This window comes from Mycobacterium sp. 012931, assembly GCF_000419295.1.
Taxonomy (GTDB): Bacteria; Actinomycetota; Actinomycetes; order Mycobacteriales; family Mycobacteriaceae; genus Mycobacterium; species Mycobacterium marinum.
The window spans coordinates 2,013,970-2,036,912 of sequence record NZ_AOPX01000001.1 but is presented as its reverse complement, the minus strand read 5'-3'; the positions used below and the strand labels follow the sequence as shown (position 1 = coordinate 2,036,912).

Annotated in this window: 21 protein-coding genes; 17 read left to right on the top strand and 4 right to left on the bottom strand. The window is 65.5% G+C overall.

Translation table 11 applies throughout. The features are described from left to right. Positions 1 to 24: 24 nt before the first annotated feature. From MMSP_RS09245 to MMSP_RS09235, 3 genes are all read left to right on the top strand, one after another. Complete coding sequence (locus tag MMSP_RS09245) at positions 25 to 1,698, top strand: amidohydrolase (RefSeq protein ID WP_020786406.1); 1,674 nt, start codon at positions 25 to 27, stop codon at positions 1,696 to 1,698. 113 nt (positions 1,699 to 1,811) lie between these two features. After that, positions 1,812 to 2,261 carry an SRPBCC family protein gene (locus MMSP_RS09240; RefSeq protein ID WP_036426377.1) on the top strand — a complete coding sequence of 150 codons (450 nt, stop codon included), beginning with the start codon at positions 1,812 to 1,814 and terminating at the stop codon, positions 2,259 to 2,261. Beyond that, the gene (locus MMSP_RS09235; RefSeq protein ID WP_020786404.1) at positions 2,254 to 4,065 is read left to right on the top strand and encodes a sulfatase-like hydrolase/transferase; all 1,812 of its coding nucleotides are present in this window, start codon (positions 2,254 to 2,256) and stop codon (positions 4,063 to 4,065) included. The genes MMSP_RS09240 and MMSP_RS09235 overlap by 8 nt, the downstream gene beginning before the upstream one ends. A gap of 21 nt (positions 4,066 to 4,086) precedes the next feature. On the opposite strand, the gene MMSP_RS09230 is transcribed toward MMSP_RS09235, so the two are convergent. The 3 genes from MMSP_RS09230 to MMSP_RS09220 form a co-directional block, all read right to left on the bottom strand. After that, entirely contained in the window at positions 4,087 to 4,473 is a 387-nt protein-coding gene (locus tag MMSP_RS09230; protein WP_020786403.1) for a DUF2750 domain-containing protein, read from the bottom strand. A 209-nt stretch (positions 4,474 to 4,682) separates the two neighbouring features. After that, positions 4,683 to 5,510 (bottom strand): LLM class F420-dependent oxidoreductase, encoded by an 828-nt coding sequence (locus MMSP_RS09225; protein WP_012393411.1) that lies wholly within the window; start codon positions 5,508 to 5,510, stop codon positions 4,683 to 4,685. An 8-nt stretch (positions 5,511 to 5,518) separates the two neighbouring features. Then, positions 5,519 to 5,917, bottom strand: coding sequence for a DUF4267 domain-containing protein (locus MMSP_RS09220; RefSeq protein ID WP_012393410.1), 399 nt, complete (start codon positions 5,915 to 5,917; stop codon positions 5,519 to 5,521). Between the two features lie 79 nt (positions 5,918 to 5,996). Between MMSP_RS09220 and MMSP_RS09215 the strand changes: the two genes are divergently transcribed. The 6 genes from MMSP_RS09215 (at position 5,997) to MMSP_RS09190 (ending at position 12,624) form a co-directional block, all read left to right on the top strand. Further along, on the top strand, positions 5,997 to 7,460 hold the full coding sequence (locus tag MMSP_RS09215; RefSeq protein ID WP_020786402.1) for a YdiU family protein: 1,464 nt from the start codon (positions 5,997 to 5,999) through the stop codon (positions 7,458 to 7,460). 160 nt (positions 7,461 to 7,620) lie between these two features. Then, positions 7,621 to 8,553: an SPFH domain-containing protein gene (locus tag MMSP_RS09210; RefSeq protein WP_020786401.1), complete on the top strand. Its 933-nt coding sequence runs from the start codon at positions 7,621 to 7,623 to the stop codon at positions 8,551 to 8,553. Positions 8,554 to 8,589: 36 nt separating this feature from the next. Next, the gene (locus tag MMSP_RS09205; RefSeq protein WP_020786400.1) at positions 8,590 to 10,272 is read left to right on the top strand and encodes a patatin-like phospholipase family protein; all 1,683 of its coding nucleotides are present in this window, start codon (positions 8,590 to 8,592) and stop codon (positions 10,270 to 10,272) included. 59 nt (positions 10,273 to 10,331) lie between these two features. Beyond that, positions 10,332 to 10,967 (top strand): DUF732 domain-containing protein, encoded by a 636-nt coding sequence (locus MMSP_RS09200; protein ID WP_020732315.1) that lies wholly within the window; start codon positions 10,332 to 10,334, stop codon positions 10,965 to 10,967. A 53-nt stretch (positions 10,968 to 11,020) separates the two neighbouring features. Beyond that, positions 11,021 to 11,788, top strand: coding sequence for a TetR/AcrR family transcriptional regulator (locus MMSP_RS09195; RefSeq protein WP_036426376.1), 768 nt, complete (start codon positions 11,021 to 11,023; stop codon positions 11,786 to 11,788). A gap of 32 nt (positions 11,789 to 11,820) precedes the next feature. Continuing rightward, positions 11,821 to 12,624 carry an SDR family NAD(P)-dependent oxidoreductase gene (locus MMSP_RS09190; protein WP_015355012.1) on the top strand — a complete coding sequence of 268 codons (804 nt, stop codon included), beginning with the start codon at positions 11,821 to 11,823 and terminating at the stop codon, positions 12,622 to 12,624. Between the two features lie 16 nt (positions 12,625 to 12,640). On the opposite strand, the gene MMSP_RS09185 is transcribed toward MMSP_RS09190, so the two are convergent. After that, positions 12,641 to 13,558 (bottom strand): DUF808 domain-containing protein, encoded by a 918-nt coding sequence (locus MMSP_RS09185; protein ID WP_036426375.1) that lies wholly within the window; start codon positions 13,556 to 13,558, stop codon positions 12,641 to 12,643. Between the two features lie 586 nt (positions 13,559 to 14,144). On the opposite strand from MMSP_RS09185, the gene miaB reads away from it, so the two are divergent. The 8 genes from miaB (at position 14,145) to MMSP_RS09145 (ending at position 22,943) form a co-directional block, all read left to right on the top strand. Continuing rightward, a complete protein-coding gene (gene miaB, locus MMSP_RS09180) occupies positions 14,145 to 15,629 on the top strand; it encodes a tRNA (N6-isopentenyl adenosine(37)-C2)-methylthiotransferase MiaB (protein WP_020786397.1) in 1,485 nt (494 codons plus the stop codon). Between the two features lie 216 nt (positions 15,630 to 15,845). Further along, positions 15,846 to 16,694 (top strand): methyltransferase domain-containing protein, encoded by an 849-nt coding sequence (locus tag MMSP_RS09175; protein ID WP_235065717.1) that lies wholly within the window; start codon positions 15,846 to 15,848, stop codon positions 16,692 to 16,694. 70 nt (positions 16,695 to 16,764) lie between these two features. Next, positions 16,765 to 18,000 (top strand): cytochrome P450, encoded by a 1,236-nt coding sequence (locus MMSP_RS09170; protein ID WP_232022615.1) that lies wholly within the window; start codon positions 16,765 to 16,767, stop codon positions 17,998 to 18,000. Next, positions 17,997 to 18,458: a nuclear transport factor 2 family protein gene (locus MMSP_RS09165; protein ID WP_012393399.1), complete on the top strand. Its 462-nt coding sequence runs from the start codon at positions 17,997 to 17,999 to the stop codon at positions 18,456 to 18,458. The genes MMSP_RS09170 and MMSP_RS09165 overlap by 4 nt, the downstream gene beginning before the upstream one ends. A 173-nt stretch (positions 18,459 to 18,631) precedes the next feature. Then, entirely contained in the window at positions 18,632 to 19,222 is a 591-nt protein-coding gene (locus tag MMSP_RS09160) for a TIGR00730 family Rossman fold protein (protein ID WP_231991586.1), read from the top strand. Positions 19,223 to 19,390: 168 nt separating this feature from the next. Continuing rightward, positions 19,391 to 20,335, top strand: a complete 945-nt coding sequence (gene miaA / locus MMSP_RS09155; RefSeq protein ID WP_020786394.1) for a tRNA (adenosine(37)-N6)-dimethylallyltransferase MiaA — start codon at positions 19,391 to 19,393, stop codon at positions 20,333 to 20,335. 86 nt (positions 20,336 to 20,421) lie between these two features. Beyond that, complete coding sequence (locus MMSP_RS09150; protein ID WP_036426373.1) at positions 20,422 to 21,402, top strand: nucleoside triphosphate pyrophosphohydrolase; 981 nt, start codon at positions 20,422 to 20,424, stop codon at positions 21,400 to 21,402. Between the two features lie 65 nt (positions 21,403 to 21,467). Then, positions 21,468 to 22,943, top strand: coding sequence for a hypothetical protein (locus MMSP_RS09145; RefSeq protein ID WP_020786392.1), 1,476 nt, complete (start codon positions 21,468 to 21,470; stop codon positions 22,941 to 22,943).

Sequence of the window (22,943 nt, the reverse complement as noted above, 5' to 3'; positions counted from 1 at the left end):
GAGCCCGTGGAGCAAGCTGGCCATATGTCCGAGGGCCCCACGCATCCGATCACTGTCTTCCCGGCCCGCAAGGTGCTGACGATGACGCCCTCACTACCGGAGGCCTCCGCGGTCGCGGTGGCCGACGGCCGGATTGTCGCCGTCGGTTCGCTGGACTCGATGCGCCCCTGGCTGAACCGCCACGAATACGTGGTCGACGAGCGGCTGTCCGACAAGGTGGTGCTTCCCGGCTTCATCGACCCGCACGTGCACCCCTCATTGCCTGCGGTGCTTACTCAGTTTCCGTTCCTCGCTCCCGCGGATTGGAACCTGCCGACCGGACGTTTTGCCGGCGCAACGACCCCGGACGCGTTCCGCACGCAGTTGCGGGAACTGGTCGACGCCCACCCGGACTGGAGCGTGCCGTTCGTGGCCTGGGGCTACCACCCGCTCTGGCACGGGCCGATCGGGCGCCCCGAGCTGACCGCGATGTTCGGAACCCGGCCCGTCATCCTCTGGCACCGGTCGTTCCATGAATTGATCGCCAACGATGGCGCGATCGACTGGATGGGGCTCAGCGAGCAGCAGTTCGCCGATCTTCCCGAGGTGGACTGGGAGCGCGGACGCTTCTGGGAGAACGGCGCAATGGCCCTGGTCGGCGCCAGCCGCCTGCCGCAACTCCTGTTCGAACCCGCCCGGTATGGGGAAGGCATGGCCAACTTCTTCCGCATGGTCCACCTAGCCGGCGTCACGACCTGTCTGGACATGGGCGTCGGCAGCATGGGCAATCCGGAAAACGAGATCCGGCTGATCAACAGGATCTCGCGGGAGATCGACGCACCGTCCAGGATCGTGCTCACCCCGTTGATCTCTGATTTCCTGGCCCGCGGTGTCACCCCGCAGGAGGCCGTGGCCGTTGTCGCGGAGTGGGCGCAAATGACCTCCGGACGAGTCGGATTTGACCACCACTTCAAACTCATGATGGACGGTGCGATCTTCAGCGGAATGGCCCAGTTCGGGTATCCCGGCTACCTCGACGGCCACACCGGGATGTGGATGGCCCCGCTGCAAGTCACGCGGACCTGGGCCGAGGTCTTTTGGCGGGAGGGCTACCAACTGCACGCCCACACCGTCGGCGACCTCAGTGCCGAGGCCTTGATCGACCTGGTACGCCACCTGCAGTGGATCCATCCCCGGATCGGTCACCGCACCGTCCTGGAACACTTCGGCTACACCACCGAGGAACAGAACCTGCAGATGCGGGAGCTGGGCATGGTGGTCTCCGCCAATCCCTACTACCACTACCTACTCAGCGATATCTACAGTTCGGAATGGCTCGGCAGCGACCGCGGCGCCGAGCTGGTGCGCCTGGGATCACTCGAACGCCTCGGCGTCCCGTTCGGCCTGCATTCCGATTGCCCCATGGCGCCACTGGCCCCGCTGACCCTCGCCTGGGTCGCGGCCCGACGGATCACGATCAACGGCAACCTCAACTGCGCGCAGGAGCGGATAAGCCTGCACGCCGCACTGCGGGCCATCACCATCGACGCCGCCTGGATCATGCGCAAAGAAAACGACCTCGGATCGATCCGCGCCGGCAAGTACGCGGACTTCACCGTCCTCGAAGACGACCCCTACCAGGTCGGCGTCGACGGCCTCAAAGACCTCCCCATTTGGGGAACGGTGTTCGAGGGGCAGGTCCGATCACTGCCATCGTGACCCCGCGCCGCCGCATCGCCGACCCGGCCGGGCAACGGCGGCCGCGTCCCGCGTCGAGGACGCGAACAGACCAACTTGGCGCGCGAGCCTGCCGCATAGTGTTGGATGGCTGAGTGGCAGATATCAGCCGTAGCCGGACCATAGTGGCCGAGCCGCAGGCGATTTGGAACGTACTCGCCGACTTCGGCGCCCTGAGCACGTGGGCTGACGGCATCGACCATTCGTGCGTGTTGAATGAGGGCCCCGACGGGGAGCCGGTGGGCACCACCCGCCGCGTACAGGTGGGCCGCAACACCCTGGTGGAACGCATAACCGCGTTCGACCCGCCCACCTCGCTGGCTTATGACATCGAGGGCCTACCCAACCGCCTCCGCAAGGTCGCCAACCACTGGAGGTTGCGCCGAAGCGGTAACGCCACCATCGTGGATCTCACGAGCACGGTAGAGGTCGGGACCAGCCGGCTGGCTCAGATGGCGGAGCGGGTTGCGCTGCGCGTGCTGGCCAAGCAGTCCGACGCGATGCTTGCCGGATTGGCGAGCCGATTGGAGAAAACGCATGCCTGAGGGGCCCGACATCGTCATCATCATGACCGACGAGGAGCGCGCGGTTCCCCCTTACGAGTCGGCCGACGTCCTGGCTTGGCGGCAGCGCACCCTCACCGGCCGTCGCTGGTTCGACGAACACGGGGTGAGTTTCGCCCGGCACTACACCGGATCGCTGGCCTGTGTGCCGAGTCGCCCGACGATCTTCACCGGCCAGTACCCCGACCTGCACGGTGTCACGCAAACCGATGGCATCGGCAAACGGTTCGACGACTCCCGGCTGCGCTGGCTGCGGGCGGGCGAGGTACCGACTCTGGGCAACTGGTTCCGCGCGGCGGGATATGACACCCACTACGACGGCAAATGGCACATCTCGCATGCCGATCTGGAAGACCCCGACACCGGCCTCTCGCTGGCCACCAACGACGACGACGGCGAGATCGACCCGGCGGCCGTACAGCGCTACCTCGACGCCGACCCGCTCGGCCCGTACGGCTTTTCCGGCTGGGTGGGCCCCGAGCCGCATGGCGCGGGCAACGCGAACAGCGGTTTCCGTCGTGACCCGCTGATCGCCGATCGAGTTGTTGCGTGGCTCGAGGACCGCTATGCGCGCCGCCGTGCCGGCGACGAAGCGGCGCTGCGTCCGTTCTTGCTGGTGGCCAGCTTCATCAACCCGCACGACGTGGTGCTGTTCCCGGCCTGGGTGCGATTCGGCCCGTTGAAGCCGTCGCACCTAGACCCCCCACATGTGCCGGCACCACCCACCGCCGACGAGGGCCTGAGAACAAAGCCGGCCGCACAGATCGCATTCCGGCAGGCGTACTACACCGGATACGGCGTGGCACCGGCGATCAAGCGCACCTACCAGCGCAACGCGCAGCGCTACCGCGATCTTTACTACCGCTTGCACGCCGAGAACGACGGGCCGATTGACCGGGTCCGCCGCGCGGTGACCGAGGGCGGATCCGACAACGCCGTCCTGGTACGCACATCCGACCACGGTGATCTGCTCGGGGCTCATGGCGGGCTGCATCAGAAGTGGTTCAACCTCTACGACGAGGCCACCCGGGTCCCGTTCGTCATCGCCCGAGTCGGCAATGAGGCGACCACGGCACGCACCGTTTCGGCCCCAACATCGCACGTCGACCTGGTGCCGACGCTGCTTAGCGCGGCCGGCATCGACACCGAGGCCGTCGCCGCAAACCTTGCCGAATCATTCACCGAGGTGCACCCGCTGCCCGGTCGGGATCTGATGGCGGTGGTCGACGGGGCCCCCGCCGACGAAGATCGAGCGATCTACCTGATGACACGCGACAACGTGCTCGAAGGCGACACCGGCGCATCGCTGCTGTCCCGACAGCTGGGACGCACGGTCAATCCCCCAGCGCCGCTGCGCATCAAGCTGCCCGCGCACGTGGCCGCCAACTTCGAAGGGCTGGTGGTGCGGGTCGAGGACTCCGACGCCCCCGGAGGCGCCGGCCACTTGTGGAAGCTGGTGCGCACCTTTGACGACCCGGCAACCTGGACCGAGCCCGGGGTACGTCACCTGGCCAGCAACGGTGTGGGCGGCGAGACCTATCGCACCGACCCGGTGGACGACCAGTGGGAACTCTACGATCTGACTGCCGATCCAATCGAGACCGACAATCGTTGGACCGACCCCGAGTTGCATGAGCTGCGTCAGCATCTGCGGATGCAGCTCAAACAGCAGCGGGCCTCGTCGGTGCCGGAGCGCAACCAGCCGTGGCCCTATGCCAATCGACAGCCGGAGACCGGTGAGTCGCAGGGCCCGATTCGTCGGCTGCTGGGCCGAATCGGGAGCTAGCCAACGGCTCCACTGCGCGGGCTACGGCTGCTCTTCCCCCAGCAGGGCACGGGCCAGGTCGATGGGCTCGATCTCGACTCCCGCGAGATCGGCGTTGTAGTCGGGGCCCAGCATCTCGCCGCTCTGGTGCATGTGCTGAAGCGGCCCGGCCAGGAACTGGTCCAGCTCCAACGCCGCCGGCTCGTATGCCGCCCACGACCCTGTGGCGTGCTGGCGCGCATAGGCTGCAGCCGAATAGACCAGATGCACGGGGATGGGCTCGTCGTCCTCGGTCACGTAGTGGTTCGATTCGACCCACGCTCCCCGCGCCTCGGGTCCAATCAGCACCCAGAGTTCGCCTGATGTGCGCACCCTTTCGACGAAGCGGTGATAGCGGGCTTGCAGGTCCGCGTTCAAGTGGAGATTCACGCCACCACCCTAGCTCGCCGATCCCGACGAAAGTCAAGCAATATAAGCACAATTCAGCATGAATGACCGAAATTACGCAAATTACAATAATTTTCGGCGCATCACGGCTACAGATCCCGTCCAGATCCGGGTATCGGCACGAAATCTGAATAACCACAACCACTTTGCGCAGACAGAGGCCTGCCCCCACACTTGACTGGGTTGCGGTCTTATCCCAACTGGACCAGTTCGGATTCCATCTGGTCAAGATATCTCAACGTCTGGTCGCGAGGCTCGGTCGGCAATCCCAGCAGGACTCGTTCGACCCCCAGCGGCAGGTAGCCCTCGAGGTCGCTGACCTTCGTCTCATCCGACAGGCACACCGTCACCGCCACGTCCTCACCGGCCAGCGAGCGCAGTTCTTCGAGCGGACCGGCCAACAGCTGCGGCGACGGGCTAATCGCGATCCATCCGGCACCTAGGCGGGCGATGCGGCCAAAGCTTGCCGGCCCTCCCCCGATGTACAGCGGCGGATGGGGCTTGGTCACCGGCTTCGGCCAGCAGCAAATTGGGTCGAAATCGACATATTTCCCGTGATATTCGGCGTTGTCCTGGGTCCAGATCTCGATCATCGCGCCCAGCCGCTCATCGGTGACCCGTCCTCGCACCGCCGGATCAACACCGTGATTGGCGACTTCTTCTCGCAGCCACCCCACACCCACACCGAAGCAGAACCTCCCGCCGGACACCACGTCCAGCGATGCCACCTCTTTGGCCGTCACGATCGGATCCCGCTCGGGGATCAACGCGATGCCGGTGCCCAAGACGAGTGACTCGGTCGCCACCGCCGCCGCCGTCAACGCCACGAACGGATCCAGCGTGCGGTAATACTTGCGCGGAATTGGCCCGCCGGGCGGATACGGGCTCTGATTGTTTACCGGGATGTGAGTGTGCTCGGCGAGGAACAGCGACTCGAACCCACGCTCTTCGAGTGCCGCGCCCAGCTCCGCAGGGCCGATGCCTTCATCGGTGACAAACGTCAGGACTCCGACACGCATGCTTGCTCCTACCCGAGTTGGGACGCACTGGCTTCGGTGGCCGGCCGCGCGGCACCCCAGAGCCCCACTCCGATACCGACGACTGCGCCGCCGAGGGCGACGATCTGCTGTAGCCGTTTCAGCTCGTCATGCACGCTGATCCCGCCGAGCAGGTCGGCTGCGTCCGCGCCAGCCGAAGCCAGGAACCAGCCACGGGTGTTCTTGCCGCGCACCGCAGCTGTCGCCAGCAGCCCTCCGATGAGGGCGTCGCGATAGCCCATCGACCGCAACAGCAGCCGCGCCGTCGGCGACGACTCCTGCGCACCCGCACCCCAAAGCCGGTTCGCCCGTACCGGGTCGACGAGAAATGAGATACCGGAGGCACAACGCAGACTGCCCGCAACCAGCGCGGCACGATCGATCGACATGGCACGCAAGCCTAGGAGGTAATCATCCGACAGGGAATGGACACGCCCGAGTGGCTGACCCGTCCGTAAGCTTGGTGAGATGAGCACTGCACCGGATCTGACCATCGCTCTGCAAAGCCACTTCTTGCGGGACTTGCCGGAGCTGGCCGTTCGCTGGCAGGCCGAGGTGCCGCCAGACGCGCGGCTGCTGGTGCTCAACGAACCGTTGGCGGGCGAGCTCAAACTCGACTCCACGTGGTTGCGCAGTTCCGAAGGAGTCCGGTTCCTGGTCGGCAGTCTGCTACCCAGCGGAGCGGTTCCGGTGGCGCAGGCCTACGCCGGGCACCAGTTCGGCGGGTTCGTCCCGCGGTTGGGCGACGGCCGCGCCCTGCTTCTCGGCGAGATCGCCGATACCGATGGGCGCCTGTACGACATTCACCTCAAAGGCTCCGGGCGCACCCCGTTCGCCCGCGGTGGCGACGGCCTGGCCGTGGTTGGGCCGATGTTGCGCGAATACATCGTCAGCGAGGCGATGCACGCGTTGGGCATCCCGACAACGCGGTCCCTGGCCGTCGTGGGTACCGGGCGCCAGGTTCAGCGCGAGACACCACTGCCCGGCGCCTTGCTTGTCCGGGTCGCCCGTAGCCACCTGCGGGTGGGCAGCTTCCAGTACGCGGCCGCTACCGGCGACGTCGAGTTGCTGCGGCGCCTCGCCGACTACGCCATCGCCCGCCACTACCCCGGCGCCGCGGATGCCGAGCGCCCCTACCTCGCGCTGTTCGAAGAGGTGGTCGCGGTCCAGGCCGCACTGCTGGCGCGCTGGATGTTGATCGGGTTCGTGCACGGGGTGATGAACACCGACAACATGACCATCTCGGGCGAAACCATTGACTACGGGCCGTGCGCCTTCATGGAGGCCTACGACCCCGAAACGGTGTTCAGCTCGATCGACCACTGGGGCCGCTACGCCTACGCCAACCAGCCCGTCCTCGCGGGCTGGAACCTGGCCCGCTTTGCCGAGGCCCTGCTGCCGCTGCTCGCCGACGACATGCAGGAGGGCATCGCCCTCGCCGAGAAGTCCTTCGGGGTATTCCGCACCCGCTACGACGCCGTCTGGTGCTCCGGTATGCGAGCCAAACTCGGCTTGCCGGCGGTGACCGAGGCCGAGGTGGTCAAGCCCCTGGCCGACGAGCTGCTGCAGCTCCTGCGGCAGGGCCAGGTCGACTACACCTCGTTCTTCCGGCACCTGGCGGCAGCGGCCCGTGGAGATGGCGGCGCGGCCCGCGCAATGTTTGACGCCCCAAGCGGATTCGACGACTGGCTGTCACGCTGGCAGAACCTGGGGCCGGATGCCGAATTGATGGACGGGGTCAATCCGATCTACATCCCCCGCAACCATCTCGTCGAGGAGGCTCTGACCGCGGCGACCGACGGCAACCTCGATCCGTTCCGCCGGCTCTTGGATGCGGTCACGGACCCCTATGTCGAAAGGCCTGGGCTCGAGCGCTACGCCGGCCCGGCGCCTGAGGATTTCGGCGCCTACCGGACCTACTGCGGCACCTGAAGCCCGCCGCGGACGCCACATTCTCGGGCGTTGCACCCGGCCAGGTCGCGCCAACGCCTAGTCTGCACGTACCCGGCCGCACCTGGCTGGGCCTGGCTGAACCCAACTGAGCAATGCCGCGCCCGATCGGCATCACCCGAGCGGGAGAAGGAGCGTAGGGATGACGTGGGAGATCGTGATGTTGACCATGTGCTTGATCGGCGCCGCCGTGGCGGCGTTGCTGTGGAAGTTCGCCGGCAATGACAAAGCGCGCCTACGCGGCAAGATCGTGACCCTCGGCGCCCTTGGGGCGGCGGTCCTGTTCTTCCTGATGGGCTGCTTCACCATCGTCGGGACCCGGCAGATCGCGATCGTCACCACCTTCGGCCGCCCCAACGGGGTGAGCCTGAACAACGGCTTCCACGGCAAATGGCCCTGGCAGATGACCCACCAATTGGACGGCGCGGTGCAGATCGACAAGTACGTCAAGGAAGGCAACAGCGACCAGCGCATCACCGTGCGGCTGGGCAACCAATCCACGGCCCTGGCCGACGTCAGTATCCGCTGGCAGCTCAAGCAGTCGGCCGCACCCGAACTCTTCCAGCAGTACAAAACCTTCGACAACGTGCGGGTCAACCTCATCGAGCGGAATCTGTCGGTTGCCCTCAACGAGGTGTTCGCCGCATTCAACCCACTGGACCCGCAAAACCTGGACGTGTCCCCTCTGCCCAACCTGGCCAAGCGAGCCGCCGACATCATGCGCCAGGACGTGGGCCGCCAAGTCGACATCTTCGACGTCAACGTTCCGACCATCCAGTACGACCAGGGCACCGAGGACAAGATCAACCAGCTCAACCAGCAGCGCGCGCAGACCTCGATCGCCGTGGAGGCGCAGCGCACCGCCGAGGCTCAGGCCAAGGCCAAGGCCAAGGCCAAGGCCAAGGCCAAGGCCAAGGCCAAGGCCAACGAGATCTTGTCCCGCTCAATCAGCAACGACCCCAACGTTGTGGTGCAGAACTGCATTACGGCCGCGATCAACAAGGGCATCAGCCCGCTGGGCTGCTGGCCGGGCAGCTCGGCTCTGCCGACCGTCTCGGTGCCCCCCGGACGGTAGCCATGCGCAGATGATCGCCATGAGAGGGTTGATCTGATGCACATTCCGTTCGCCGAGTTGATAGGCAGCCGTTTTGCTCGCCGTCACGCCGCACTGGACCTGGTCGACAAGATCGATGCCGAGACTCAGGACATCGATGATTCCCTCGACACCGTCGATCTCCCATCGGCCGAGCCGGCCCAGCTGCTGCAAAAGATGGAAAGCAGGCTGATCCGGCAGCACCTGGCCAACCCGGGCGTGTTGAGCGACGAGGAGCTGCGCTACATCCTCAACTTCGCCAGACTCGCCGACTTCGAACCGGGAGCCGCGGGTCCGGGCGGCAGCCGCGGACGCGGTGACATCTCGGTGGGCGCCGAAGTCGCTCCGTGGCGGTCCCGGGTCAGCGACACCCTGTATGGACCGCTGCGCGAAGAGCCAGATCCGATCACCGCGCTCAAGGCCGCACGCACCGCGCTCGACGGTTTGTCCGCCGACCAAGACGACCAACGGCGAGTGCTGATCGAACGCCACGGCAGCGACTTCTCTGCGGCCGAACTGGACTCCGAAGTCGGCTACAAGAAGCTCGTCACCATCCTCGGCGGCGGGGGCGGCGCGGGGTTCGTCTACATCGGCGGCATCCAGCGCCTCCTGGAGGCCGGCCAAACGCCTGACTACATGATCGGGTCGTCGTTCGGGTCGATCATCGGCAGTCTGGTGGCGCGTTGCCTGCCGGTGCCGATCGACGACTATGTGGAATGGGCCAAGACGGTGTCTTATCGCGCCATTCTGGGCCCCGAGCGGTTGCGCCGCCGCCACGGCTTGGCCGGGATGTTCGCCCTGCGCTTCGACCAATTCGCGCTATCGCTGCTCAGCCGTGAAGACAACATCCGGCTCCGCATGTCAGATCTGACGATTCCGTTCGATGTCGTGGTCTCCGGCGTGCGAAAGCAACCGTATTCCGCACTGCCATCCCGGTTTCGCCGTCCGGAACTGGCGGCGCTGCAACTGCGCTCACTGCCCTTCCAGCCCATCGGCATCGGCCCGCTGGTCGCAGCCCGAATGTGGCAGGTTTCCGCCTTCATCGACTTGCGGGTGGTCAAACCGATCGTGGTCAGCGGCGATGACCCCGATCGCGACTTCGACGTCGTCGACGCGGCGTCGTTTTCGTCTGCCGTTCCCGGCGTGCTGCACCACGAAACCAGTGATGACCGCATGCTCGACATGCTCGATGCCCTCTGCGCCGACCAAGACATCGCGGCGATCGTCGACGGCGGCGCGGCCAGCAACGTGCCGGTCGAATTGGCGTGGAAGCGGGTGCGTGACGGAAAGCTCGGCACCCGCAACGCGTGCTACCTGGCCTTTGATTGCTTCCATCCGCAGTGGGACTCCCGGCACATGTGGCTGGCCCCGATTACCCAGGCGATCCAGCTGCAGATGGTGCGCAATTTGCCGTATGCCGACCACCTGGTCAGGTTCCAGCCGACGCTGTCACCGATCAACCTGGCCCCCTCGGCCGGCGCCATCGACCGTGCCTACGAGTGGGGCCGCAGCAGCGTCGAGGACGCGATTCCGGTGACGACGGCACTATTGCGGCCGACGTGGTGGGAGGGTGATGGACCGCCGGTCGCCGAGCCCGCCGAGCACGCGAGTTCGGTGGCTTCATCGATGAGCTCGGTGATGGCGGCGATACACGCACCGACGGGCCGATTCGCCAGGTGGCGTGACCGTCACCTCACATAAAGCGGGCGCCCGCCGTTGGCCCGCATCGGGTGACGGAGTCGATGGCTACCATGGCCCTCATGGCCGAGCCGGTCCCGGCTTCCGACAAGACCGCCGCACTCGACGGCGACAAGACGGCAGCCGTCCCCAGTCCCGCACCCACCGACACGGTCGAGACGGCCTGGTCGCGCGAACAGGACGTCAGCGACGTCCGCGACCCCGGCCCAGACCTCCCCGATGTCCCGGACATCCCCGATGGTCGCGGCGAGGAGCTTGCTGCTGAACCGGCGTCGCTCGTCCAGTCCTGGCGCACCACCTTGGCCAGGGCCGCGGCCCTACTGTTGCTCGGTCTCGGGTTTGCGGCGGTGATCGTGATCGGTGGCTGGGCCCTGTCCACGGAGAGCTCGCCGGGCAAGGCCTCGAAGCCGCGGTCGGTCACCCAGATTGCGCCAACGCCGACGTCCGCCCCAACCACCACGACGACGATCGCCTCAACTCCTGAGCAGGACAGCGCCTACATCGCAGCGCTCAACGACCGGGGTATCTCCTTCGCCAATCCCAACGCAGCGATCTACAACGGCAAGTTGGTGTGCGAGAACTTCCGTCGTGGGCTCACTGTGGACGAGATCGTCGCGGCATTTCGTTCGAGCAATCCGGCCCTCAGCAACCACGCTGGCGACTACGTCGACATCTCGATGCGCACATATTGCCCGTAAAAGGCGGCTCATCCCCCTCACCCACAATGCACTGCCGCGCAGGTAGCTAACACATGTCCGACATTGCAGCGACGATGAAATGTCGGCTGCGGGTGTCCCGGAAGCGCCTGGTGGGTACCTACGGATCTATGACGCATCCGAACAGCCCGGGCACCCGCCGCCAGGCGGACCTGAGTAGCCGGCTTACGCGGCGCCGGCACAAGCTTGCTCCGGATCCTGGCATTCGGCGTGCCATCCTGGTCGCCGCGTCGATGTCGGTTCGCGAACATGGGGTTCGTGGACTTAGCGTCGCGACCGTCCTGGACCGGGCCCAACTCAGCACCCGGGCGTTCTACCGGCATTTCGAGTCGAAAGACCAACTGGTAGCCACGATGTTCCTCGAGGTCGCCCGGGTCGAAGCGGTGCGGCTCAGAACGCTCATGGCCAAAGCGACAAATCCGATCGAAGGAGTGGCTGCCTGGATCGACGGCCGCCTCGACTTGGCTTTCGACGACGCGGTCAAGGCGGACCTGCGTCACCTGTCCATGGATGCTCAATCACATCTGCTCAACGCCCCCGAGCTGGTCGAACCCGCATACGCCGAAACGCTTGAGCCGCTCATCGAGCAGCTTCACCTCGGCGTGGCCCAGGAAGTGTTCCACGACGTCGACCCGCACAGCGAGGCGCGCTCCATTCAGGGCGTGGTGTGGGCCAACACGGAACAGCAGTGGGCCTCCGGGGATTGCCGACGCGACGAGGTTCGCGAGAGCACGGTGCGATTTTGCCTGCGCGGACTGGGCGTTGCGCCGGACACCATTGCGCAGATCACCGCGCCAGACTGACATGTGAGGCGCCCGCCCGCAGAGGAGATGCGATGGACCTGGGCTTCAGCGGTTCCAAGGCCGTCGTCACCGGAGGCAGCAAAGGCATGGGCCTGGCCATCGCCGAAACCCTGGCCGCCGAAGGAGCCAGCGTGGCGGTGATCGCCCGTGGCAAGCGGGCACTGGACAGCGCCGTGGAAAGGCTAAGTCAGGCCGGCGCTCCCGACGCGATGGCGATCAGCGCGGACATGGCCGACGCCGCATCGATCACCAGCGCCTTCGCCGCCGTCTCCGAACGCTGGGGGCAACTCAATTGCCTGGTGCACACGATCGGACCGGGCGACGGGTACTTCGAGGAACTCGACGACGCCGCTTGGGATGCCGCGTTCACGCTGGGCACGATGTCGGGGGTCCGGGCGATTCGCGCCGCGTTGCCCTTGCTGCGCGCCGCGGACTGGGCCCGCGTTGTGACGCTGTCCGCGCACTCAATTCAGCGACAGAACCCACGCCTGGTCGCCTACACGGCCTCGAAGGCGGCCCTGTCCAGCGTGACCAAGAACCTGTCGAAGAGCCTGGCCAAGGACGGCATCCTGGTGAACTGCGTGTGCCCGGGAACCATCGTCACGGCCAGCTTTACCGAACAGCTCAAAGACCTGCTGGCCGCCGACGGACTCGATGCCACCAACCCGTACGACGTCATGGCCTGGATTGACAAATACTTTCACCAGCCGTGCGATCTGGGCCGCGCCGGCCTTCCCGAGGAGGTCGCTTCCATCACCGCCTACCTGGTGTCGCGGCGCAACGGCTATGTGACCGGCGCGACGGTGAATGCCGACGGCGGCTCGGACTTCATTTGACGGCGCACGCCGGCGCCTAACCCACCCGACGAAACGGCAGCAGGTGCACGAGCGTGACCGCTACTGCCCCGACAATCAGTCCGAGCGCCGCCGACACGCCGGTATTGACCAGCCAGGCCACGACGGTACCTAGGGACCCGACCGCGTGGCGCACCTGTTCATCGAGATGATGCACCAAGCCGTATGGGGTGTGCCAACCGATCTGATCGCTGCCCACCAACAGGATGTGGCCACCCACACACAGCATCGCAACCGTTCCGACCGCCGCGATCATGGACAACAACCTGGGCGTCCCAGCGACCAGGGCGCGACCGAGCCGCTGCCCGAACCGAGACGACGTCTCGGCCAGCCGCAGCCCAACATCGTCCATCTTGACGATCGCCGCCACCACCCCATACACCGCGCCAGTGATCACCAGCGCAACGACGATCAGGACGACAAGCCTTGGCAGAAAAGCCAAGTCGGCCACTTCGCTGAGCGCGATCACCATGATCTCGGCGGAGAGGATGACGTCGGTCCGGATCGCCCCGGTCACCACTTGCTGTTCGTCTTTCGGCCTCCTGGCCTGGGAACCGTTGCCGCGCAGCGCACTCCACAGTTTCTCCGCGCCTTCGTAACACAGGTATGTGGCGCCGAGCATCAGGATTGGACTCAACAGCCACGGGACGAACTGGCTAAGCAGCATCGCGCCGGGAAGGATGAACACCAACTTGTTGCGCAGCGAGCCGAGCGCAATGCGTTTGATGATCGGCAGTTCGCGCTCGGCGGTGATGCCGTGCACGAATTGTGGCGTTACCGCGGTGTCATCGACCACTACGCCTGCCGCCTTGGCGGTCGCGCGAGCCGCGGCCGAACCGACGTCGTCCACCGAGGCCGCGGCCAGCCGCGCCAGGGCAGCGACGTCATCGAGCAGCCCGAACAGGCCTGCGCTCATCGGCTCTCCCCCATGGCGACCGAGGTTACCGCGTGTTGCCGAAGTCGTCGGTGCGGGCAATCGACCCCTCTGACCGGCGAGTGCGGCCTCAAAGTGCGGCGCGAAATGGCCCAACGCCGCACCTACCATGCCTCTCGCGGGGCTTTTATCTGCTTACCGGGAAATTTTTCGAGGAATCGCCACACGGGACTTGTGCGGCATAGGTGATGGGGTTTGCAGTACTTACCAGCACCACTTCTCAGAGATTCAAATCGAAGTGGATCCGCAGCTCCCTTAAAAGGAGTCCCGGACTCAGCAAAACCCGCACCCCCCTCAAAAGGAGGCTCGGAAAGTTTTGCATGGGCTATATCTCGCCGTGGCTTGTCGAATTCCCCTTTCCTGGGGAATTCGATTAGTCCAATTTCGGCTATGCCTTGTTCCGATCCTTTTGGGCGTGCGATGGAAATGTCGCCCCTCCAGTCGAGAAATTGCCGGAGGAATCGTGACTCAAGACCACATTGTGACTGAGCGGCCACCTGCGACCAGGAATGATACCGCGGGCAACGCAACCGCCCGCACGTATGAAGTCCGCACTCTCGGCTGCTTGATGAACGCTCACGACTCCGAGCGCATGGCGGGTTTGCTTGAAGACGCCGGGTACATCAAAGCCGACCCGGGCGCGCCTGCAGACCTGGTGGTATTCAACACCTGCGCGGTGCGTGAAAACGCCGACAACAAGCTCTACGGCTCGCTAGCGCACCTGGCTCCGATCAAGGCGAGCCGGCCCGGCATGCAAATCGCGGTCGGCGGATGCCTGGCCCAAAAAGACCGCCACATCGTGCTCGACCGGGCACCATGGGTTGACGTCGTCTTCGGCACACACAACATCGGCTCACTGCCGGTGCTCTTGGAACACTCTCGGCACAACCAAGACGCGCAAGTCGAGATTCTCGAATCACTGCGGACATTCCCTTCGGCGCTGCCCGCGGCACGGGATTCAGCCTATGCCGCGTGGGTGTCGATCTCGGTGGGCTGCAACAACAGCTGCACCTTCTGCATCGTCCCGTCGCTACGCGGCAAGGAAGCCGACCGCCGCCCCGGCGACATCCTCGCCGAGGTGCAGGCCCTGGTAGAGCAGGGCGTGCTGGAAGTAACCCTGCTCGGCCAAAACGTCAACTCCTACGGCGTCAATTTCGCAGACCCGGACCCTTCGACGGGCGAGGCACCACTGCCTAGGGATCGAGGTGCGTTTGCGCAGCTGCTACGCGCTTGCGGCCGGATCGAGGGTCTAGAGCGCATCCGGTTCACCTCACCGCACCCGGCCGAATTCACCGACGACGTGATCCTGGCGATGGCCGAAACTCCGGCTGTGTGCCCGCATCTACACATGCCGCTGCAATCGGGTTCGGACCAGATCCTCAAGGCCATGCGCCGCTCCTACCGGCGCGATCGCTACCTGGGCATCATCGATAAGGTCCGTGCCGCGATACCGCACGCGGCCATCACCACCGACATGATAGTCGGCTTTCCCGGCGAAACCGAACATGACTTCGAGCAGACCCTCGACGTGGTACAAAAAGCGCGGTTCACAAGCGCATTCACCTTCCAATACTCGCCTCGGCCAGGCACACCCGCGGCGGACATGCCCGACCAGATTCCCAAGAACGTCGTCCAGCAGCGCTTCGAGCGGCTGGTGGCGCTGCAAGAGCGAATCTCCTTGGAGGGCAACCGATCCCTGGTCGGGACCCGGCAGGAACTGCTGGTGGTCGCAGGAGAGGGCCGCAAAAACGCCACCACGGCGCGAATCAGCGGGCGGGCCCGCGACGGCCGACTCGTCCACTTCCGTCCGGACAGCGCCGACGGTTCGGTCCGGCCGGGTGACTTGGTGGATGTCGAAATCACCGATGCCGCACCGCACCATCTGATCGCAGACGGGCCGCTGCTGCAGCAGCGCAGGACCCCCGCAGGTGATGCCAGCGAACGCGGCCAGACCCCGACAACGCGTGGCGTCGGGCTGGGGGTATCCCGAATCACGGTTGCCCAAGCCCAAATCCCCAGTTCCGGTACGCATCCCGACACCGCGTGCCGTTAGCGGCGGGGGCCCACCGATGAAGCTCCTGGCCTTTACCGCACCTACGCCGCTTTCTCCCCCGCTACCCGTGCGGCCGCAGCGGTGGACAACCACGGACGGCGACTGTGCAAAGTCACTGCCGCATCGAAGTCCTTGCGCAGCCAACAGCAGTGGGCGATTGGCATTTTCAAGTGAGGGAGGGTGATCGACTTGAGTACTGGTGAGATAGTAGCCGGCTTGAGTGAAGCGCGGCGGATGTCCATTGCCGCGCTCTACGACCGGAAGACCCGCGATTGCGACGGGCTCAACGCAATGCTCGCGTCGCGCGATGGATTGTTTTTCAATCACAACGGCATCGACCTGCCGGACGGTCCGGCGCCGATGCAGGAGAAGGCTCGACTGGACTGGTTGCACCGCTCCGAGGCCGAGCTGGTCAGCTTTGGCCTGAAGTTCCTCGGTAAACCGCCTTCGGATGGCACCGTGATAGATGCCGGCTGTGGGGCCGGGGGCGGCGCGATCATGATTCACCAGCGATTCGGGTGTGCCGTGGAAGGCGTGACAGTGTCGCCTGAGCAGGCGCGGTTCGCCGCCGCAACGGCCCTGGTGCGCGGCGTGGAAGACCAGGTCAGGTTCAGGGTCGGCGACATGCTCGAGGTTGACCGCCGCTTGGGTTCCGGCCAGATCCGACACCGCTATCAAGCCGTGTGGGCGTGCGAAAGCACTGAGCACGTCGATGATCTGGGGTTGATGTTCACCACGTTTGGCCGAGTGCTGGTCGCGGGTGGGCAAATCGTAGTGGTCGCGTGGTGCGCGGGCCGGGGTCGGGCCGCCGAAAGCGTCAAGCAGCGCGTCGATGACCAATACTGCACGAACATTCACGAGCCGGCCGACTACCGGCGAGCGGCAGACGAGGCCGGGTTGATCACTTGTCGGCAGGTGGATTTGACCGGACTCACCGTCCCATACTGGAAGACACGGCTGGAGTCGGCGCACGTGACCGGCACCGAAGAGTTGATGCATTCGGCATTTGCGCAGCGGCTGATGACATACGAGTTGTTTTCGTTCAAGACGCCAGGCGAACCGTGACCGATCACGACTGTCCATCCCGGCTGGGATCAACGCCATCGCGTAGGCAACCGGCCCCGCCCTACGGAATGTGACAGACACCATGTTGGCCCGTTTCGGCCCACACGATCAGCAGCTGCGCGACGATCCGTACGCGGTTTACGCGACCTATCGTCAGGCGGATCCGGTGCATTGGGGACAACCGTTCAAACCCGGCGACAACGGATGCTGGTACCTGTTTCGACACGATCATGTCGTTGCGATGCTGAGGGACCCTCGGTTTCGCCGCAAATTGGTTCCGGCCGATCCTCTGGCATCCGGGCGAGTGTTTGGCGCGCCCCGCGGTTTCGCCGAATTGTCGGGTCGGCTGTTGCTGTCACTGGATCCGCCCCATCATGGGCGTCTGCGTTCCATCGTGGCGCCCACGTTCACACCTTCGGCAATCGAGTCTTACCGGATGATCGCGGCCAAGGCCGCGGATCGGCTGATCGACGGGCTCGACGAGGCGACTGCGTTCGACGTGATCGACAACTATGCCGTTCCTCTGTCAATGACATTGATAGCAGCGATGCTGGGCTTGACCGCCGACGAGTTGCATCCGGACCTTCCGGTGTGGGTCTCTCGGTTTGGCGATGGGTTCGATCTGCGCAAGGAACCTGCGGCCATAGCGAGAGCCGACGATGCCGCCGCGAACATGTTGTGGTTCTTCGAGACCGCCGCGGCCAGCCACGATCGGTTACGACCGGGGCTGATCAGCGCCCTGATCGCGGCCCGCGAGGCCGGTCAGCTGACGCACGAAGAACTGCTGGCCCTTTGTGTGCAGCTCATGTTCGCCGCACACGGGACGACGGTTGCGCAGATCGGCAACATGATCGCGGATCTGTGGACGCGCCCTGACCAGCTGGCATTACTGCGGGCGCATCCGGAGCTGATGGCAGCTGCGGTCAACGAGAGTTTGCGTTTCAACGGCTCGGTTCAGTCCACGGCGGCACGCAAGCCCATCGAAGACGTCACGCTCGGCGGCGCGCACATTCGTGCGGGGCAACCGGTGATCGCCTTCGTAGGCGCAGCCAACCGGGATCCGAAGGTGTTCGAGGGGCCGGACCGATTCGACATCACCCGTGCCCGAGGCGCAGCGGTCATGTTCGGCGCTGGAATTCATTACTGCCTTGGGGCACGCTTGGCCCGCCTCGAATGCCAGATCGCAGTGGGAACTCTGATGCGTCGGCTACCACGGCTGACATTGACCGAGAGGACCCAACTGCACCGCCACACCAACATCGTGTTGCCCGCGCTGTTGCACCTGAAGGCAGTAACGGCGGCGTGATCCCGTCAGCGAACCGCTTGCGCTTGTTCTCCTGGCCGCGGGGCAAGGCGCTGCACAGCTGCCTGTACGCGGAGGTGCAGCAGTTTTACGCACGGCAGATGAGGCTACTGGACCTGCGTGACATCGGCTCCCACGCAAAGACGTTCACCAAGGACGCCACGTTCGAGCACATCCCCGGCGCCGGCCCGGTCTCGACACGCGCAGCAATCGAGAAAGCCCTGCTGAAGTGGGACAGCAGAGCTGGGGATGCGATTCAACGACGGCACTGGTTGTCGATGATCGACTTGGCGTCGCGTAGTGCCGGCGTGATCGAGGCATCTGCCTATCTGATCGAAATCAACACTCGTCCCGGTACCAAGCCGGCGATCGCCCAAAGTTGCGTGATCCACGACAAGTTGACCCGCGTCAGCGGACAACTTCTGATCAGTTCGAGGAAGGTACTGGAGGACGGTCTGTGACTCGAGACCTGCCGGCACAACGCACGGCCAGCCGAATCTACGACCTGCACAGCGGCGGCTCCCTGCTGGACGCCGACGAATCCGCGCGGGTGACCGGATTGCTCGAGGAGGCGGGATTCGTTGACGCTGGGCCCAGACCTGCCTGGCGCGCTCGGACCGATGGCCGTACGACGATTTGCGTCTACTGCGCTTCCGGCGGCGACAACCCCGCCGACCTGAGCCTGGCCGCCGCCGTGGGCACCGAAATCGGTAGACGCGGATGGCGATTGATCTCTGGAGGCGGCACCATCGCCATGATGGGCGCGGTGGCCCGCGCGGCCAGAACCGCCGGAGCCCACACCACAGGCGTAATCCCGAGAATTCTCCTGCAATCCGAACTTGCTGACCTCGGTGCCGATGAGCTGATCGTCACCGACACACTCACCCAACGCAAACACCTCATGGGCGAACGCGCTGACGGGTTCCTGACGCTGCCCGGCGGTCTGGGCACCCTCGAAGAGCTGCTCGAATGCTGGACCGCGGCCAGCCTCGGCATACATCACAAGCCCGTAGTCCTGCTGGACCCCGCCGGACACTACCGCGGACTGCTCGACTGGCTCGAAGAACTGCGGCAGCAAGGCTTCGTGCGCACCGCCGCGATCGATCGGCTCATCGTCACGACCGACGTCGACAGCGCATTCAGCAACCTCTGCCCATCAACTCGGTCGGCGTTCGCGTCGTCTGGGGAGGCCAGCGTCTCAGAGCGGACCCATGCGCATTATTAGGCCATTTGACTGATCCCAGCGCGGCCGCCGAACGCAACCCTTGTGGTGTCACCGCTAGCAAGCAGGACCACCGCAGGGGAGCACGGGATGGCACGCATGCCGACATCGATTCGCCCCACTGCTGACCCTCCGACAGGCGCTGTTGAGGCGAGATAGCAGGCAGAGGATATGAGACCACTAACGATCATCGGACCAACGGGAACCGGCAAGTCAGACTTAGCGATCGAGATTGCGGACCGACTCAGCGGCAAGATCGCCGTGGAGATCGTGAACGCCGACGCGTACCAGCTCTACCGCGGCATGGATATCGGCACCGGCAAGGTGCCGCTGGCCCAGCGCCGCGGCATACCGCATCACCAACTCGACGTGCTCGACGTCACCGAAACCGCCACTGTCGCGGGCTACCAGCGTTCGGCTGCAGCTGACATCGAAGCGATCGCCTCACGCGGAGCGCTGCCGCTGCTGGTCGGGGGCTCGATGCTCTACGTCCAGTCGCTGCTCGATGACTGGGCCTTTCCGGCGAAAGACCCAGCGATCCGAGCCCGCTGGGAGCGACGTCTCGCTCAGGCCGGGCCGGCCAGGTTGCATGCCGAGCTGGTCCGCCGCGACCCTGCCGCGGCCGCAGTCATCCCGCTCAACGACGCCCGCCGTACGGTGCGTGCGCTGGAAGTGGTCGAAATCACCGGTCGCCCGTATGCCGCCTCCGCTCCACGCATCGGCAGCCCTCGCTGGGATAGCGCGATCATCGGATTAGATTGCGAGACAAAGGTTCTTGATGAACGGCTAGCGGCACGAACCAAAGCCATGTTCGATCGAGGCCTGATCGAAGAGGTGATCTCGCTACTCCCCTGCGGCCTGGCCAGGGGGGTCACCGCTTCACGCGCGTTGGGGTACGCCCAAGTCATGGAGGCGCTCAAGGCCGGCGCAGACACTCAAGCCCTGGATCGTGCGCGCCAACAAACCTGTCTGGCCACTCGACGCTATGTCCGACGGCAGCGGTCGTGGTTTCGGCGAGACCGCAGGGTGCGTTGGCTCGATGCCACGGTGTCCACCGCGGCCCACCGCACGGCCATCATCGAAGCGGTGTTGGGCGCCTGGCGGCGGGCATCATGAGGCTCCCCGACGCGGGTTGAATCAGCGCCAACTGCAATGGCCGCGACGGCTGCCATGTCACCGTCGAACGCGGAGCCGGCTGTGTGATGACTGTCGTACTGATTGACCCGCATTATTTGCTGGTACCAATGGAAGCCCTCGAAGTGCTGCGGCAGCAGGTGCAGTACACCGAGGAAATACCGGCCGCGTTGACTCGGCTGCTGCCCGCGGCGCGCCCCGTGCGCGCCGGAAGCCACGCCACCGTGTTGTTGTCCTCCGATCCAACACATCCTGCGGTTACGGCACGGTTGGTCGCCGGTGACCGGCTGATCTCCATACCGCACCCACAGTGCGGTGAGCGCCTGATCGATGCCGTTGCGGCAGTGGACGAACTACGCACAGCTGGGTCGTGGGAAGCCGCGCAGACCCACGTCTCGGTTAGCCGCTATTTGCTGAGCCAAACCTATGCGCTGCTGGATGCGCTGCGTAGCGCAGATGCCGGCCAGCTACGCGAAGAACTCGGCGCCTTGCTCCTGCAGGTACTTTTCCAGGCTCGGATCGCGCAGGACGCGCCGCGACGCCCCTTCGCCATCGATGACGTGGCCGACACCCTGATACGCAAGCTGGGCAACCGGCGCCGCGGAGTGCTGGCGGGCAATTCGCCCTTATTCCAGGAGCAGGTGGCGCAGTGGGAGAAGGGCAAAAAGGCAGACAAACGGGCGGGCTCGGTGATGCACGACCTGTTTCATGGTCAGCCCGCGTTGGCTCTGGCCCAGAAGGTGATCGAACGCGCAGTCAGGGCTGGCCTGCCGATGGACCTGGTCCCGGCGACGCTCACCTCCGTCGTGGTGTCACCTGACATCGATTCGGAAGGCGAGCTGCGGGCGGCGGTCCTGGAGTTCATGGACTCGGTGCGCCGTGCCGAGGACACGATCGCCGCCAGGCGCCGCGCGCCCGATGCCACCGAAGAACCCGACCGCACGGCGCTCGGCGGAATCACCGAGCGGGAGTGGCGTATGTGCTGGCCTTCCGTGGGCGCCCACACCCAATCCGGGGTCCGAGTCGCCAAACCCCGCGATGACGCCTAGTTTGCGAATTAGGTATACCGGCACAAGCAACTGATGGCCGGGTGTGCGGGAGGGAAGGTAGGCCCGTGGGTGATCGCATCGACGCGTCCGCGTTGGTTCTCGGGCACGGAGATGACGTCCGGCGCCGGCTCACGCGTTCAGTCGCGGTGTTGCGGCAAATGGTCGAGGCCGGCTGGTTTGCCGGCCACGAGGACACCATCGGCATGGAGGTGGAACTCGACCTGGTGGACCCGCTGGGCCGGCCGCGACTGGTCAACGACGCGGTTCTACAGGCCTTGGACCGAACCGATATGCAGCACGAGCTTGGCCAGTTCAATGTCGAGTTGAACCTGCCGCCCCACCCGCTAATGGGCCACGTGCTCCGGGACAGCGAACAACTTCTTGCCGACGTGCTCGACGGGTCCGGCGCGCGGATCGAAAGCCTGGGCACCCACCTGATCGCGGTTGGCATGCTTCCCACCCTGAGCGCCGACCACATGACCGCCGAACGGCTCTCCACCAACCCGCGCTACGAGCTGCTGAGCCGCCGCATCCGCACCGCTCGCCACCGGCCGTTCCGGGTGCACATCAGCGACGCACCCGAGCCGGTCGAATTCACCACCGACTCGGTCGCGCCCGAAGCCTCCGCAACCAGCCTGCAGCTGCACTTGCGGGCGCACCGGGACCGATTTGCGGCCTATTTCAACGCGGCCCAACTGATCGCCGGAGCGCAGGTCGCGGTGGCCGCCAATTCCCCGTTCTTGCTCGGCCGGCACGCCTGGCAGGAGACCCGAATCACGCTGGTGGAGCAGCTACTCGACTCCCGCCGCCCCAGCGAGGTCAAGGCCAGCGCACCGGCGCGCGTCCGGCTCGGGGAGGGATGGATCAGCGACCCCGTGGACCTCTTCGACCACCTGGTGCGCGAGTACCCGCCCCTGTTCCCAACCCTGGAGGCAGAAGATCCCGACGCTGCCCTCGAGGCCGGGCAAGCTCCGGTGCTCCATGAGCTTCGGCTGCACAACGGCACGGTGTGGCAGTGGAACCGCCCCGTTTACGACGTCCAGGGCGGCAGCCCGCAGCTGCGAATCGAGAACCGGGTGCTGCCCAGCGGGCCCACCGCAGTCGACATGGTCGCCAATGCCGCCTTCTACTACGGACTGGTGCGCGCAATCGCTGACAGTGACCGCACTCCGTGGGAACAGACCCCTTTCGCGGTGGCCGAGCGAGACCTGCACCGCGCGGCACGCGACGGGCTGGCGGCGCAATTGAGTTGGCAGGGCACCGACCAGCCCGCAGCACAGCTCACCCGCGACGTCCTGCTGCCGGCCGCCGCGTCCGGACTCGACGCGTGGGGCGTGGACGCCCACGACCGCGACCGGTACCTCGGTGTCATCGAAGCGCGGGTTCGCAGCGGCCGCACCGGCGCGGCCTGGCAGACGGAAACGGTGCGCCACCTCGAAGAACGCGGACTGGAACGCATCTCGGCGCTGCACGAGATGACCCGGCGATACGTCGAGCACGCGCGCAGCGGGGCCCCAGTCCATGAATGGCCGCTATCGTGA

Bases quoted from the DNA above. Each gene is read 5' to 3' on its own strand.
- MMSP_RS09190 (WP_015355012.1), top strand. From the start codon at position 11,821: ATGGACCTGGGCTTCAGCGGTTCCAAGGCCGTCGTCACCGGAGGCAGC.
- MMSP_RS09200 (WP_020732315.1), top strand. From the start codon at position 10,332: ATGGCCGAGCCGGTCCCGGCTTCCGACAAGACCGCCGCACTCGACGGC.
- MMSP_RS09185 (WP_036426375.1), bottom strand. From the start codon at position 13,558: ATGAGCGCAGGCCTGTTCGGGCTGCTCGATGACGTCGCTGCCCTGGCG.
- MMSP_RS09195 (WP_036426376.1), top strand. From the start codon at position 11,021: ATGTCCGACATTGCAGCGACGATGAAATGTCGGCTGCGGGTGTCCCGG.
- MMSP_RS09245 (WP_020786406.1), top strand. From the start codon at position 25: ATGTCCGAGGGCCCCACGCATCCGATCACTGTCTTCCCGGCCCGCAAG.
- MMSP_RS09205 (WP_020786400.1), top strand. From the start codon at position 8,590: ATGCACATTCCGTTCGCCGAGTTGATAGGCAGCCGTTTTGCTCGCCGT.
- MMSP_RS09215 (WP_020786402.1), top strand. From the start codon at position 5,997: ATGAGCACTGCACCGGATCTGACCATCGCTCTGCAAAGCCACTTCTTG.
- miaA (WP_020786394.1), top strand. From the start codon at position 19,391: ATGAGACCACTAACGATCATCGGACCAACGGGAACCGGCAAGTCAGAC.
- MMSP_RS09150 (WP_036426373.1), top strand. From the start codon at position 20,422: ATGACTGTCGTACTGATTGACCCGCATTATTTGCTGGTACCAATGGAA.
- MMSP_RS09225 (WP_012393411.1), bottom strand. From the start codon at position 5,510: ATGCGTGTCGGAGTCCTGACGTTTGTCACCGATGAAGGCATCGGCCCT.
- MMSP_RS09235 (WP_020786404.1), top strand. From the start codon at position 2,254: ATGCCTGAGGGGCCCGACATCGTCATCATCATGACCGACGAGGAGCGC.
- miaB (WP_020786397.1), top strand. From the start codon at position 14,145: ATGAACGCTCACGACTCCGAGCGCATGGCGGGTTTGCTTGAAGACGCC.
- MMSP_RS09210 (WP_020786401.1), top strand. From the start codon at position 7,621: ATGACGTGGGAGATCGTGATGTTGACCATGTGCTTGATCGGCGCCGCC.
- MMSP_RS09220 (WP_012393410.1), bottom strand. From the start codon at position 5,917: ATGTCGATCGATCGTGCCGCGCTGGTTGCGGGCAGTCTGCGTTGTGCC.